At 63.6% G+C, this 13,068-nt stretch carries 13 protein-coding genes; 7 read left to right on the top strand and 6 right to left on the bottom strand.

Translation table 11 applies throughout. The features are described from left to right. Positions 1-8 precede the first annotated feature (8 nt). Together ACODS5_RS02175 and ACODS5_RS02170 are read right to left on the bottom strand one after the other, a co-directional pair. Positions 9-539 (bottom strand): DUF5943 domain-containing protein, encoded by a 531-nt coding sequence (locus ACODS5_RS02175; RefSeq protein WP_003255698.1) that lies wholly within the window; start codon positions 537-539, stop codon positions 9-11. Between the two features lie 78 nt (positions 540-617). Continuing rightward, on the bottom strand, positions 618-1,595 hold the full coding sequence (locus ACODS5_RS02170; RefSeq protein WP_011536164.1) for a dipeptidase: 978 nt from the start codon (positions 1,593-1,595) through the stop codon (positions 618-620). Positions 1,596-1,882: 287 nt separating this feature from the next. Here ACODS5_RS02170 and ACODS5_RS02165 point away from each other — a divergent pair, with 287 nt between their 5' ends. After that, entirely contained in the window at positions 1,883-2,284 is a 402-nt protein-coding gene (locus ACODS5_RS02165) for a lysozyme inhibitor LprI family protein (protein ID WP_489107795.1), read from the top strand. 114 nt (positions 2,285-2,398) lie between these two features. On the opposite strand, the gene ACODS5_RS02160 is transcribed toward ACODS5_RS02165, so the two are convergent. Together ACODS5_RS02160 and ACODS5_RS02155 are read right to left on the bottom strand one after the other, a co-directional pair. After that, positions 2,399-3,487: a metallophosphoesterase family protein gene (locus ACODS5_RS02160; protein WP_489107794.1), complete on the bottom strand. Its 1,089-nt coding sequence runs from the start codon at positions 3,485-3,487 to the stop codon at positions 2,399-2,401. Positions 3,488-3,563: 76 nt separating this feature from the next. Then, a complete protein-coding gene (locus ACODS5_RS02155; RefSeq protein ID WP_489107793.1) occupies positions 3,564-4,514 on the bottom strand; it encodes a GlxA family transcriptional regulator in 951 nt (316 codons plus the stop codon). Between the two features lie 158 nt (positions 4,515-4,672). Here ACODS5_RS02155 and choX point away from each other — a divergent pair, with 158 nt between their 5' ends. From choX to ACODS5_RS02130, 5 genes are all read left to right on the top strand, one after another. Then, positions 4,673-5,617, top strand: coding sequence for a choline ABC transporter substrate-binding protein (choX, locus tag ACODS5_RS02150; protein ID WP_134689903.1), 945 nt, complete (start codon positions 4,673-4,675; stop codon positions 5,615-5,617). A gap of 56 nt (positions 5,618-5,673) precedes the next feature. Next, positions 5,674-6,558, top strand: a complete 885-nt coding sequence (gene cdhC, locus ACODS5_RS02145; protein ID WP_134689904.1) for a 3-dehydrocarnitine:acetyl-CoA trimethylamine transferase CdhC — start codon at positions 5,674-5,676, stop codon at positions 6,556-6,558. 63 nt (positions 6,559-6,621) lie between these two features. Then, positions 6,622-7,587: an L-carnitine dehydrogenase gene (locus tag ACODS5_RS02140; protein ID WP_489107792.1), complete on the top strand. Its 966-nt coding sequence runs from the start codon at positions 6,622-6,624 to the stop codon at positions 7,585-7,587. An 11-nt stretch (positions 7,588-7,598) separates the two neighbouring features. Beyond that, positions 7,599-8,078 (top strand): thioesterase family protein, encoded by a 480-nt coding sequence (locus tag ACODS5_RS02135; protein ID WP_134689906.1) that lies wholly within the window; start codon positions 7,599-7,601, stop codon positions 8,076-8,078. A gap of 276 nt (positions 8,079-8,354) precedes the next feature. Beyond that, positions 8,355-8,612 (top strand): hypothetical protein, encoded by a 258-nt coding sequence (locus tag ACODS5_RS02130; RefSeq protein WP_134689907.1) that lies wholly within the window; start codon positions 8,355-8,357, stop codon positions 8,610-8,612. A 110-nt stretch (positions 8,613-8,722) separates the two neighbouring features. On the opposite strand, the gene gbdR is transcribed toward ACODS5_RS02130, so the two are convergent. Together gbdR and ACODS5_RS02120 are read right to left on the bottom strand one after the other, a co-directional pair. Next, a complete protein-coding gene (gene gbdR / locus ACODS5_RS02125) occupies positions 8,723-9,829 on the bottom strand; it encodes a choline metabolism transcriptional regulator GbdR (RefSeq protein WP_253093204.1) in 1,107 nt (368 codons plus the stop codon). A 390-nt stretch (positions 9,830-10,219) separates the two neighbouring features. Further along, on the bottom strand, positions 10,220-11,596 hold the full coding sequence (locus ACODS5_RS02120) for an L-serine ammonia-lyase (protein ID WP_134689909.1): 1,377 nt from the start codon (positions 11,594-11,596) through the stop codon (positions 10,220-10,222). 444 nt (positions 11,597-12,040) lie between these two features. On the opposite strand from ACODS5_RS02120, the gene ACODS5_RS02115 reads away from it, so the two are divergent. Beyond that, positions 12,041-12,988: a choline ABC transporter substrate-binding protein gene (locus tag ACODS5_RS02115; RefSeq protein WP_134689910.1), complete on the top strand. Its 948-nt coding sequence runs from the start codon at positions 12,041-12,043 to the stop codon at positions 12,986-12,988. Positions 12,989-13,068: the final 80 nt, after the last annotated feature.

Raw genomic sequence — 13,068 nt, 5'->3', positions numbered from 1 at the left:
TCTCCGGCTTACAACGGCTTTGTAACGAACAGGCCATCTTCGTGGCCTTCTTCCGACCCGCCGTAGACCTGCTCGGCCACGGTGCGGATCTTGCTGCCGCGAGCGGCGAGGATCTGGTCCATGGCGCCGGCGAACCAGCCGGTGAACATGTAGTCGACCTTGCGCCCGCACTTGCCGTACACATACACGAACGCCGAGTGCTTGAGCTTGACGCTGCAGGTGCCTTTGTCCAGGTCGATGTCCTGGATCTCGAACAGGCCCCAGCCACGCTGGCTCAGGCGCTTCATGTAATGCTCGAATACCGCCACGCCTTCGAGGCCATGGCACTCGGCCTCTTTCTCGCACCAGTGCCAGGCGGACTTGTAGCCGGCCTTGTAGAGGATCTCGGCGTAGGCGTCGGCGCCCAGCACTTCCTCGATGCCCATGTGGTTGTTGACGAAAAAATGCCGTGGCACGTAAAGCATCGGCAGGGCGTCGCTGGTCCAGACACCGGTCTCGCTGTCGACTTCGATTGGCAATTGCGGGGCGATCTTGGCCATGGAAACTCAACTCCATACAAATTTTTATTGGTGTGCCCCGGCGTTGCTGGCAGGGGCTTTCAGGCTCGGAGTGCGGCTTTATTCGCCCCACACATCCTTTAGGACGTTGACCCAGTTTTCGCCCATGATCTTGCGCACCACGCGCTCGCTGTGGCCGCGCTTGAGCAAGGTCTCGGTGAGGTTGGGGAACTCGCCGACGGTGCGGATGCCCAGCGGGTTGATGATCTTGCCGAAGTTGGTCAGGCGCCGGGCGTAGCCCTTGTCGTGGGTCAGGTACTCGAAGAAGTCCTGGCCGTGGCCCTGGGTGAAGTCGGTACCGATACCGATGGCGTCTTCACCGACGATGTTCATGGTGTACTCGATGGCCTCGGCGTAGTCATCGATGGTCGAGTCGATGCCCTTGGCCAGGAACGGCGCGAACATGGTCACGCCGACGAAGCCGCCGTGGTCGGCGATGAACTTCAGCTCTGCGTCGGACTTGTTGCGCGGGTGCTCTTTGAGCCCGGACGGCAGGCAGTGGGAATAGCACACCGGCTTCTTCGATTCGAGGATGACTTCTTCGGAAGTCTTGGAGCCCACATGGGACAGGTCGCACATGATGCCCACGCGGTTCATCTCGGCGACGATCTCGCGACCGAAGCCCGACAGGCCGCCGTCACGCTCGTAGCAACCGGTGCCGACCAGGTTCTGGGTGTTGTAGCACATCTGCACGATACCCACGCCCAGTTGCTTGAACACGTCGACGTAGGCGATCTGGTCTTCGAACGCATGGGCGTTCTGGAAGCCGAAGAGGATGCCGGTCTTGCCCAGTTCCTTGGCTTTGCGGATGTCGGCGGTGGTGCGCACCGGCATCACCAGGTCGCTGTTTTCGCGGATCAGCTTCTGGCTCGAAGCGATGTTGTCGACGGTGGCCTTGAAGCCCTCCCACACCGACACCGTGCAGTTGGCCGCGGTCAGCCCGCCTTTGCGCATGTCCTCGAACAGCTCGCGGTTCCATTTGGCAATGATCAGGCCGTCGATGACGATGCTGTCGGCATGAAGTTCGGCTGGGCTCATCAGGCTGTCCCCTTTTATTGAAGTTTGCCCGCGCCGAACCTTGTGCCGGCGCTTTGGGGCCAGCATATGCCTGCCGCCCGAGGCGCCCCGATGCAAAAACGACAGGGGGTTTGCCGAAAGCGTCAAGGGCCGCCACGGCAGGCTCTGGCCCGCCTCGGGCAGATGAGAGTAAGTCTCGTCTGCTGGTGCTGTAAGGCTTTGATGAACTTTTCGCCAGGGAGCTATCGCCAAGGCCGAGGCTGAGCGAGAATCCCAGCGGGTTCGTCAGCCTGATCAGGAGAAAACGGATGAAATCAATGGCATGGCTGGTCTTGTTGGCCGTGGCCGGCGGCGCCCACGCCGCCGAGGAAGACAGCACGCCCTGCGACAACGTCGAGACCGACCAGCAGGGCTACGCGTGCGCCGCCTACAACAAGCAGACCGCCGAGCGCGAGCTGAAGGCAGCCTACGACGACCTGATCCAGCGTATCCGCGACCAGTATGCCGATGACAGCGACAAGGCCGCGGCGCTGAGCGCCAAGATGGACGCGGCGGAAAAGCTTTGGGTGCAATTGCGCGATGCCGACTGCAAGGTCGAGACCTATGCCGAAAAACCCGGCAGCAAGGCCTTCGAAGCGGCCTGGAACACCTGCTTGGCGCAGCGTAGCGATGAGCGCTCGGAGTACTTGCAGTCGATCGGGCAGCAGTAAGGCGTCACGCCAAATTCCCGTAGGAGCCAGCCTTGCTGGCGAACCAAGCGCCGTGGTGGATGGCACCGGCCATGCCGGTGTTCGCCGGCAAGCCGGCTCCTACAGGGGAAGCAATCAGGCCTCTGCCGATTTCAGCTCGACCACATGGGTCTTGCCGAAATGCCCGTCCATGCTCACCTCGTCCACCAGCAACTGCTGCGCTGGCCAATCGAAGGTCAGGCGCAGGTAAGTACCTGCATTCAAGGCACCGGTCTTGAAGTTGGGCACACGACCAAAGCTGTCATGGTACAAGCCAAGGTTCCAGTGGGTATGACCGGTGAACACCGCTGCCACGCCATGTTTCTCCAGCAACTTGGGAAACTCATGGTAACGGATGCTCTTGTCCCGCCAGTCTTCGGACATGTGCATGTTGACGATCACCGTCTCGCCCTGGGCCTGAGCCTCCTCCAACTGCCGCTCCAGCCAGTCCAGCGAGCGGTTGATAACAAAATGGCGCTTGGGCTTGAATGACCAACCGCCCCCGGTGCTCCATTGCCGCTCATAGGTCGGTTCGTTGTTCAACTGGATGATACGCACGCGCCCGACGGTCACCGAGTAGGACAGCGATCCCTCATGGGTGTCGTTTTCATAGCGGTAATCGAAGGCGTTGACCGGCCCCATGGCCTGGACCCAGGCAATCTGGTCGCAGACCGCATCGCGGGCGCAACCGTTGTTGCCGCAGCTATTCACATTGTTGTCGTAGTCATGGTTGCCCAATCCAGGCAGCATCAGCGGCCCGCCCACGCCAGCCGCCATCTTGCGGAACATCTTCTGCACCGCGCTGCGCTCGCCGCCATGGCCAAATTCGGTGATATCGCCATTGATCACCACCGGCACATGGTACGGCTCGGCACGCTCGCGGGCGATGGCCTGGTAGACCGGCTCGGTCTTGTGCCAGCCGGAGGAACCGATTTCCTCCTGGTACTCGTCGAAACGCTGGCTCATGTAGCGAAACGCCTGCGGGTCGGAGGCGATGATCATTTTCTGCCGGCCTTGAGGGTAATCCACCAGTCGGTTCCAGCCGGGCTGGTAATAATCCCGGTAGGTGTCGGTCGTGGTGTCTTCGCAGCCCTGCACCGCCGCATTGGCATGCCCGGCTGCGAGCAGCGAAGCGAATGCCAAGGCCAAGCGCCAGGTCTTTGGGGTATGTGTTGCAGGAAACATCTCGGCAATCCTTGTTCGTTCAATGGACTACCTACGCTAAAGGCGAATGCCTCCGACAATAATCGGGAAACAGATCCTACTCACGAGCAGCGCTCGCCTGACGGTCCTGGCGCGGACAGCGCGCGAACCGTGCTCGATAGCAGCGGGTGAAATACGATGCAGACTCGAAGCCACAGGCCAACGAAACCTCGAGCACGCTCATGTCGGTCTGGTGCAACAACTGCCGCGCCTTGTCCAGGCGCAGGCGCAAGTAGAAACCCGTGGGGGTGTCGTCCAGGTGCAGGCGAAACAGCCGCTCCAACTGGCGCCGGGTCACCTGCACCGCATCGGCCAGTACCTGGGTGTTGAGCGGCTGCTCGGTGTTGCGCTCCATCTCGCCGATCACCTTCACCAGCTTCTTGTTGCTGATCCGGTAACGGCTGGCGATCTGCATGCGCTGGTGGTCCTGGCGCGGGCGAATACGGCCGAGCACGAACTGCTCGGACACCTGTACCGCCAGCTCGCTGCCATGGGCCTGGGCGATCAGGTCGAGCATCAGGTCGATCGAGGCGGTGCCGCCGGCGCAGGTGATGCGTCGGCGGTCGATCTCGAACAGCTCCTGGGTCACCTGCAGACGTGGATAGCGCTCCTTGAACGCATCCAGCGCCTCCCAGTGCAAGGTCGCGCGGTAACCGTCGAGCAGGCCGGCCTCTGCCAGCACTACCGGGCCGGTATCGATACCGCCCAGGGTCACCCCTTCATGGTCGAGCCGGCGCAGCGCCTGCTGCAAGCGCGGCCCATAGCAGGCCAGCGGCTCGAAGCCGGCGACGATCAGCAGCACCCCGCCCGACTCGCCGCTGCCCAGCGCAGCATCGGCGTTCACCGACATGCCGTTGCTGGCCAATACCGCGCCGCCATCCAGGCTCAATACCCGCCAGCGGTACGAAGGGCCCTTGAAACGGTTGGCCACCCGCAGCGGCTCCAGGGCGCTGATGAAACCCATTGCCGAAAAGCCGGGCAACAGCAGGAAATGAATCAATTGCGCCATTGCATGCTCCACGGCTGAAGAGGGTCGCCTGCGTACAAGTGTTGGTCGCCAGGGTGCGATTTTCCACCCTGATGGCAGCGTAGCGTGTTCACACGGTGCAACTGTTTGAAAAACGCACCGACCCACAATAAAAAACGCCCTGCCGATGGAGAGCCACCATGCATCGCTTGATCCGCCGCAGCCTGACCACCCTCGCCCTGACCAGCATCGCTGCAACCCCGCTTTTCGCCGCCGAGCCTGCGGCCTGCAAAAATGTGCGCCTGGGCGTGGTCAACTGGACCGACGTCATTGCCACCAGCGCCATGGCCCAGGTGCTGCTCGACGGCCTGGGCTACCAGACCAAGCAGACCAGCGCCTCGCAACAGATCATCTTCGCTGGTATCCGCGACAAGCGCCTGGACCTGTTCCTTGGGTACTGGAACCCGATCATGACCCAGACCATCACCCCGTTCGTCGAGGCCAAGCAGGTCAAGGTCCTCGACAAGCCCAGCCTGGAAGACGCCCGCGCCACCCTGGCGGTGCCGAAGTACCTGGCCGACAAGGGCCTGAAGAACTTCGCCGATATCCATAGGTTCGCCAAGGAGCTGGGCAGCAAGATCTATGGCATCGAACCCGGCTCCGGCGCCAACACCCAGATCAAGGCGATGATCGCCAAGAACCAGTTCGGCCTGGGCAAGTTCCAGCTGGTCGAATCCAGCGAGGCCGGCATGCTCGCCGCGGTGGATCGCGCGGTGCGGCGCCAGGAAGCGGTGGTGTTCTTCGGTTGGACGCCGCACCCAATGAACGTGAACATCGACATGGTCTACCTGGGCGACAGTCAGGACGCCCTCGGCCCGGACGAAGGCCGCGCCACGGTGTGGACCGTGACCGCGCCGGACTACGCCCAGCGCTGCCCCAATGCCAGCCGCCTGCTGGCCAACCTGAATTTCAGCGCCGAAGACGAGAGCCGGATGATGCAGCCGCTGCTCGATCACAAGGACGCCCTGGAGTCCGCCCGCCAGTGGCTCAAGGACCACCCCGAGGACCAGGCGCGCTGGCTTGAAGGGGTTACGACCTTCGACGGCAAGCCAGCCGCGGACAACCTCAAGCTCACCGCCAACTGACAGGTCTACCCGCTCCTACAAAAATCTATCGCCCAAATCATTACCAGGAACCCGCCATGAACCATGACGTCATCATCACCTGCGCCCTCACCGGCGCCGGCGACACCGTAGCCAAGAGCCACCTGGTCCCGGTCACCCCGAAACAGATCGCCGAATCCGCCGTCGAAGCCGCCAAGGCCGGCGCCACCGTGGTCCACTGCCACGTCCGTGACCCAGAAACCGGCCGTTTCAGCCGCGACGTCAAGCTCTACCGCGAAGTGATGGAGCGCATCCGCGAGGCCGACGTCGACATCATCGTCAACCTCACCGCCGGCATGGGTGGCGACTTGGAGATCGGCCCCGGAGAAACCCCCATGGAGTTCGGCGCCGGCACCGACCTGATCGGCCCGCTGGAGCGCCTGGCCCATGTCGAAGCGCTGCTGCCGGAGATCTGCACCCTGGACTGCGGCACCCTCAACTTCGGCGACGGCAACGCCATCTATGTCTCCACCCCGGCGCAGCTGCGTGCCGGCGCCAAGCGCATCACCGAACTGGGCGTGAAGGCGGAGCTGGAGATCTTCGACACCGGCCACCTGTGGTTCGCCAAGCAGATGATCAACGAAGGCCTGCTCGAAGACCCACTGTTCCAGCTGTGCCTGGGCATCCCGTGGGGCGCCCCGGCCGACACCACCACCATGAAGGCCATGGTCGACAACCTGCCAGCCAACGTCACCTGGGCCGGCTTCGGCATCGGCCGCATGCAGATGCCCATGGCCGCCCAGGCGGTGCTGCTCGGTGGCAACGTGCGGGTGGGGCTGGAAGACAACCTCTACCTGGACCGCGGCGTGCTGGCCAGCAACGGCCAGCTGGTCGAACGCGCCGCCGAGATCATCACCCGCATGGGTGGTCGCGTGCTCAGCCCGGCACAAGGCCGGGAAAAAATGAATCTCAAGCGCCGCTAACCCCTGTAGGAGCCGGCAAAGCCGGTGCCAGCCACCGCCCAATCAGATGCCCTGGAGTTCGACATGCCTTTCATCACCGAGATCAAGACCTTCGCTGCCCTGGGTAGCGGCGTGATCGGCAGCGGCTGGGTCGCTCGCGCCCTGGCCCACGGCCTGGACGTGATCGCCTGGGACCCGGCGCCCGGCGCCGAAGCAGCCCTGCGCAAACGCATCGCCAACGCCTGGCCAGCCCTGCAGAAACAGGGCCTGGCGCCCGGCGCCGCGCAGCAGCGCCTGACCTTCGTCGCCACCATCGAGGAGTGCGTGCGCGACGCCGATTTCATCCAGGAAAGCGCACCCGAACGCCTGGACCTCAAGCTCGACCTGCACGCGAAGATAAGCGCCGCGGCCAAGCCCAACGCCATCATCGGCTCCAGCACCTCGGGCCTGTTGCCCAGCGAGTTCTACGAGTCGGCCACCCACCCCGAGCGCTGCCTGGTCGGCCACCCGTTCAACCCGGTTTACCTGCTGCCGCTGGTGGAGATCGTCGGCGGTAATCGCACCGCCCCAGACGCCATCGAAGCGGCGAAAGCCATCTACACCGCCCTGGGCATGCGCCCGCTGCATGTGCGCAAGGAAGTTCCCGGCTTCATTGCCGACCGCTTGCTCGAAGCGCTCTGGCGCGAGGCCCTGCACCTGGTCAACGACGGGGTCGCGAGCACCGGCGAGATCGACGATGCAATCCGCTTCGGCGCAGGCTTGCGCTGGTCGTTCATGGGCACCTTCCTCACCTACACCCTGGCCGGCGGCGACGCCGGCATGCGTCACTTCATGGCCCAGTTCGGCCCAGCGCTGAAGCTACCCTGGACCTACCTGCCGGCGCCGGAGCTGACCGACAAGCTGATCGACGATGTGGTCGAAGGAACCGCCGGGCAACTGGGCGAGCGCAGCATCGCCGCGCTGGAGCGCTATCGTGACGACACCCTGCTGGCGGTGCTGGAGGCGGTACGCGCCAGCAAGGCCAGCCATGGCATGGCCTTCGGCGACTAAAGGAGACGACGATGCCCGCACTGATCACCTACCGCACCCGGGTGCTGCCGGACTGGGTCGACTACAACGGCCACCTGCGCGACGCCTACTACCTGCTGATCTTCAGCTACGCCACCGATGCGCTGATGGAGCGCATCGGCCTGGATGCCGATGCGCGAGGCCAGAGCGGGCATTCGCTGTTCACCCTGGAGGCGCATATCAACTACCTGCACGAGGTGAAGCTCGATACCGAGGCATGGGTGCAGACGCAGATCATCGGCTTCGACAAGAAGCGCCTGCACCTGTACCACAGCCTGCACCGGGAGGGGTTCGACGAGGCATTGGCGGCCAGTGAACAGATGCTGCTGCATGTGGACCTGGCGGGGCCGCGGTCGGCGCCGTTCGGGGAAAGCAGTGTGCAATTGCTGCAGGCATTGGCGCAGGATCAGCGTGATCTGCCAGCCCCTCAATTCATCGGGCGCACCTTGCAGCTGCCTGAACACCCCAGGTAAGTGTAGGAACCAGCCGCTTCCCCCCCCACAAAAAACAACCCCGGAAAGCCGTGAGCATCCGGGGCCAAGAGCGAGCAACATCCACTGGGCGCGCAGGAGGGTGACCAAACCCTCGGTGCCGTGAATGACCTCAGTGTGCGGCCTTCCCCACCTGTCGATTTAGCCGTAAACGACCTGTTCTTAGCCAAAGCGGCCATCGTGACAATCTGCCCTTGCCGGTCTGTCCCTGGCGGTCACAGAATCGGTCGCAAACAACACAAGCGAAGGACAACAGCCATGATGCATGCAGATCTGATCGACCAGGACGACCTGCTGGGCCAATTGCGCTCGCGGGGTTTCGATATTCCAGCCGGCGCCAGTGCCGAGCAGGCCTGCGAGGTGGTGGTGCGGGGCCTGACCGAGCCCAACGCGCGGGCACTCAAGGGCATGGTGGAGCAGATGTACACCGGTAGCGCGACGATCCTGCCGGCGGTGCGCCAGGCCATCGACAAGCAGCTGCTGCCGGCACTGGCGCAGTTCAACAGGCGCGCCTGAGCTTTCGTCCCTCTTGATCCTTTTCGCCGGCAAGGCCGGCTCCTACAGTTGCCCGGTCGGTTTAAAGGGCGGCGCATACCTGTAGGAGCCGGCCTTGCCGGCGAATGGACCTAAAGCCTTACGCTGGCAAAGGTCGACTCGTTGCGCGCCTGGCTCAGCGCCGCCATCGGCCCGCTGTGCGGCGACAAGGCCATGGCCTGGGGAATCGGCATCATCGCCACTTGCTGGGTGGTGTTCGAGCCCACCCGCTCATCACGTGGCGGAATGCCGAAGTACTCGCGGTAGCACTTGGAGAAGTGCGGCGTGGAGACGAACCCGCACACCGACGCCACCTCGATGATCGACATCGGCGTCTGCTTGAGCAGTTGCCGCGCGCGGATCAGGCGCAGCTTCAGGTAATAGCGCGACGGCGAGCAGTGCAGGTACTTCTGGAACAGGCGCTCGAGCTGGCGTCGCGACACCGACACGTACACCGCCAGTTCGTCCAGGTCGATCGGCTCTTCCAGGTTGGCCTCCATCAACGCGACGATTTCCTGCAACTTCGGCTGGTTGGTGCCGAGCATGTGCTTGAGCGGCACGCGCTGGTGGTCCTGCTCGTTGCGGATGCGTTCGTAGACGAACATCTCGGAGATCGCCGCCGACAGCTCGCGGCCATGATCACGGCTGATCAGGTGCAGCATCATGTCCAGCGGCGCGGTGCCGCCGGAGCTGGTGAAGCGGTTGCGGTCGAGGGTGAACAGGCGGGTGCTCATGTTCACCCGCGGGTAGGCTTCCTGCATCGCCGCCAGGCATTCCCAGTGCACGCTGCAATCGAAGCCGTCGAGCAACCCGGCACAGGCCAGCGCCCAGCTGCCGGTGCACACCGCGCCCAGGCGGCGCGACTGGCGAGCCTGGGCTTGCAGCCAGGTGACATGCTCGCGGGTGACGGTGCGCTGGATGCCAACGCCGCCACAGACGATCACCGTGTCGATCGGCGGGGCGCTGTGCATGGCGGCGTCTGGGGTGATCTGCAAGCCGTCGCTGGCCCAGACCTGGCCACCGTCGACGGTCAAGGTATGCCAGCGGTACAGCTCGCGGCCGGACAGCTGGTTGGCCATGCGCAGCGGCTCGACCGCCGAGGCCAGGGAAATCAGGGTGAAGTTGTCCAGCAGGAGAAAGCCGATGGACTGGGGGGCTGTGCGGTTCTGGGTTGGGTTCCCGGAGGTGTACGACGTCATCGCGATTTCTCCTCACACAATGCAGGGTGTGCTTCAGGCGAGCACGGGTTTCTTGTTAGCGCCCCCGTTCGGATGCAAGGGCTTTGTCAATCTCGACGCAAACGCCGTGCCTGAAATTGAACGGTCATCCAAAAAAACCCAAAAACGACCTCATCCTGTTGCCGCCAGAGCCTTTTTCATCGAGTGGGTATTGCCACGCAAAACAGCGCACCAGCGCCTCTGCGTTTTGCTGCTGAGCAGTTCGGTAGCACTTATGGGAAGGTTGCCCAGAAGCGACAGACTTGAGTGTCACCGACAACGACGCTACTGGTAACGACAGCCGACGGTCGGTCAGCGGCACCGCTGCGCCAGAATGTGGCGCAACGGTCACGATTGGGCCAGAACGGCGCATCAACACTCGATGACGCTGACCGCCAGGCCGCCGCGGGAGGTCTCTTTGTACTTGTCGTGCATGTCGGCGCCGGTGTCGCGCATGGTGCGGATCACCTGGTCGAGGGAGATGAAGTGCTCGCCGTCGCCACGCAGGGCCATCTGCACGGCGTTGATCGCCTTCACCGCGGCGATGGCGTTGCGCTCGATGCACGGCACCTGCACCAGCCCGCCGACCGGGTCGCAGGTGAGGCCAAGATTGTGCTCCAGGGCAATCTCGGCGGCGTTCTCCAGTTGCGCCGGGGTAGCCCCGAGCACCTGGGCCAGGCCGGCGGCGGCCATGGCGCAGGCCGAACCGACCTCGCCCTGGCAGCCGACCTCGGCGCCGGAGATCGAGGCGTTCTTCTTGCACAAGATGCCCACCGCCGCCGCGCCAAGAAAGAAGTCCACCACGTTGGACTCGTCCACCGCATCGGAAAAGCGCATGTAGTAATGCAGCACCGCCGGGATGATCCCGGCCGCGCCATTGGTGGGCGCGGTGACCATGCGCCCACCGGCGGCGTTTTCCTCGTTGACCGCCAGGGCGAACAGGTTGACCCACTCCATGGCGCTCATGGTCGAGCCGATCACGTTGGGCTTGCCCAGCTCTTGCAGGCTGCGGTGCAGGCGGGCGGCGCGGCGCCGCACATTGAGCCCACCGGGCAGGATGCCTTCGTGCTTGAGGCCGTTGTTCACGCATTCCTGCATGGCCTGCCACAGCTTGAGCAAACCGGCGCGGATCTCGTCTTCGCTGCGCCAGACCTTTTCGTTGGCCAGCATCAATTGCGACACGCTCAGGTCGTTTTGCCTGCACAAGCGCAGCAGTTCGGCGGCGCTGTTGAAATCGTAGGGCAGCACGGTCTGGTCGGCATCCAGCACGCCGCTGGCGGCCTGGGCGGCATCGACGACGAAGCCGCCGCCCACCGAATAGTAGGTGTCGCGGTGCAATTCGCCGCCCTGGCCTTGGGCGATCAGGGTCATGGCGTTGGGGTGATACGGCAGGTTCTCGTCCAACAGCAGCATGTCGCGGGCCCAGACAAAGTCGATGGGCAGGCGGTTGTCGAGCTTGAGCACGTTGGTTTCGCGCAGGTCGGCGATACGTGGGGTGATCTGCGCCGGGTCGATGGCGTCGGGCCACTCGCCCATCAGGCCCATGATCGTGGCGCTGTCGGTGCCATGGCCGACGCCGGTGGCCGACAGCGAGCCATACAGCCGCACCTCGATGCGCCGCACCTGCTCCAGCTCGCCGCGTTGGCGCAGCCCCTGGACGAACAGCGCGCCGGCGCGCATGGGGCCGACGGTGTGCGAGCTGGAAGGCCCGACACCGATCTTGAACAGGTCGAACACGCTGATGGCCATTGTCGGATCACCTCTTGCTGGGCTTGTCTGGACGCGCCATACGACACCTTGCGCAACTGCTAGGCTGAATCGTCGAGCCGCCTCGGAATGCTCGCATCATCGGGCTTTTGCCCAGCCCCTCGCCGTCTGCAACCGACGTACTTTTGTCCACCAGCGCCGCTGCTGATCCGCTGCTGCGCGCGCCGTTTTCCAGTGGCCGGACGCCGCAAAAACCCAGGGGTGGGGGTGGAAAAACCCAGTTGCGACATCGTCCGTACTGGATGCGACCCGTCCTGTACTGGATACGACGCCACCAGTAGGCGATTGCCCGACGCTGGAGGATTATCGAAAGCGACTCGTATTGCACGGCCTCGCATCCTGCCCTCTGCAGGCCTGGTCGATCGGCGCCACAGAACGCACCGACGGCCCTCGCGAACCCGAAGATAAAATCACAGGAGTCCACCTATGAAAGCTTCACCCTCGCTGTTGCTGGCTGCGTTGCTATCCACTGCGCTGCTGGCCCAGGCGGCAGAACCCGAGCAATGCCAGACGGTACGTTTTTCCGATGTCGGCTGGACCGACATCACGGTGACCACCGCGACCACCAGCGTCGTGCTCGAGGCCCTGGGCTACAAGACCCACACCACCATGATCTCGGTACCGGTGACCTACAAGTCGCTGGCCACCGGCAAGGACCTGGACGTGTTTCTCGGCAACTGGATGCCGACCATGGAGAACGACATCAAGCAGTACCGCGATGCCGGCACCGTCGAGACCCTGCGCGCCAACCTGGAAAACGCCAAGTACACCCTGGCCGTGCCCCAGGCCTTGTATGACAAGGGCCTGAAAGACTTCGCCGACATTCCCAAGTTCAAGCAGCAGCTCAAGGGCAAGATCTACGGCATCGAACCGGGCAACGATGGCAACCGCACCATCCAGAAGATGATCGACGACAACGCCTTCGGCCTGAAGGACGCCGGCTTCCAGATCGTGCAGTCCAGCGAGGCGGGCATGCTGGCGCAGGTCGACCGGGCGCAGAAGCGTGAAGACGCGATCGTCTTCCTCGGCTGGGAACCGCACCCGATGAACACCCGCTTCAAGATGCAGTACCTGACCGGTGGAGATGCCTATTTCGGTCCCGACTTCGGCAAGGCCACCGTGCTGACCAACACCCGCAAGGGCTACGCACAGGAATGCGGCAACGTTGGCCAGCTGTTGAAGAACCTGTCGTTCGAGCTCAAGGATGAAAGCACCATGATGGGCTATGTCCTGGACGACAAGATGAAACCCGAGGCGGCCGCGAAGAAGTGGCTCAAAGACAACCCCGGCAAGCTCGATACCTGGCTGGCCGGCGTGACCACCGTGGATGGCAAGCCCGGCCTTGAGGCGGCCAAGGCCAAGCTGGCGCAATAACGACTTATGCAATAGCGCTATCTCGGGGCGGGACCGTGCCGCCCCGGACTGATTTCAATCTTTGCAGGTGGAAGCTCGCT

Source organism: Pseudomonas sp. FG47 (assembly GCF_057809115.1).
This window is presented reverse-complemented; position numbering and strand designations above follow the sequence as displayed.

What these genes read in the sequence shown, in the direction of transcription:
- ACODS5_RS02115 (WP_134689910.1), top strand. Translation starts at nt 12,041, where the DNA reads ATGAAAGCTTCACCCTCGCTGTTGCTGGCTGCGTTGCTATCCACTGCG.
- cdhC (WP_134689904.1), top strand. Translation starts at nt 5,674, where the DNA reads ATGAACCATGACGTCATCATCACCTGCGCCCTCACCGGCGCCGGCGAC.
- ACODS5_RS02155 (WP_489107793.1), bottom strand. Translation starts at nt 4,514, where the DNA reads ATGGCGCAATTGATTCATTTCCTGCTGTTGCCCGGCTTTTCGGCAATG.
- ACODS5_RS02175 (WP_003255698.1), bottom strand. Translation starts at nt 539, where the DNA reads ATGGCCAAGATCGCCCCGCAATTGCCAATCGAAGTCGACAGCGAGACC.
- ACODS5_RS02140 (WP_489107792.1), top strand. Translation starts at nt 6,622, where the DNA reads ATGCCTTTCATCACCGAGATCAAGACCTTCGCTGCCCTGGGTAGCGGC.
- gbdR (WP_253093204.1), bottom strand. Translation starts at nt 9,829, where the DNA reads ATGACGTCGTACACCTCCGGGAACCCAACCCAGAACCGCACAGCCCCC.
- ACODS5_RS02135 (WP_134689906.1), top strand. Translation starts at nt 7,599, where the DNA reads ATGCCCGCACTGATCACCTACCGCACCCGGGTGCTGCCGGACTGGGTC.
- choX (WP_134689903.1), top strand. Translation starts at nt 4,673, where the DNA reads ATGCATCGCTTGATCCGCCGCAGCCTGACCACCCTCGCCCTGACCAGC.
- ACODS5_RS02170 (WP_011536164.1), bottom strand. Translation starts at nt 1,595, where the DNA reads ATGAGCCCAGCCGAACTTCATGCCGACAGCATCGTCATCGACGGCCTG.
- ACODS5_RS02130 (WP_134689907.1), top strand. Translation starts at nt 8,355, where the DNA reads ATGATGCATGCAGATCTGATCGACCAGGACGACCTGCTGGGCCAATTG.
- ACODS5_RS02120 (WP_134689909.1), bottom strand. Translation starts at nt 11,596, where the DNA reads ATGGCCATCAGCGTGTTCGACCTGTTCAAGATCGGTGTCGGGCCTTCC.
- ACODS5_RS02160 (WP_489107794.1), bottom strand. Translation starts at nt 3,487, where the DNA reads ATGTTTCCTGCAACACATACCCCAAAGACCTGGCGCTTGGCCTTGGCA.
- ACODS5_RS02165 (WP_489107795.1), top strand. Translation starts at nt 1,883, where the DNA reads ATGAAATCAATGGCATGGCTGGTCTTGTTGGCCGTGGCCGGCGGCGCC.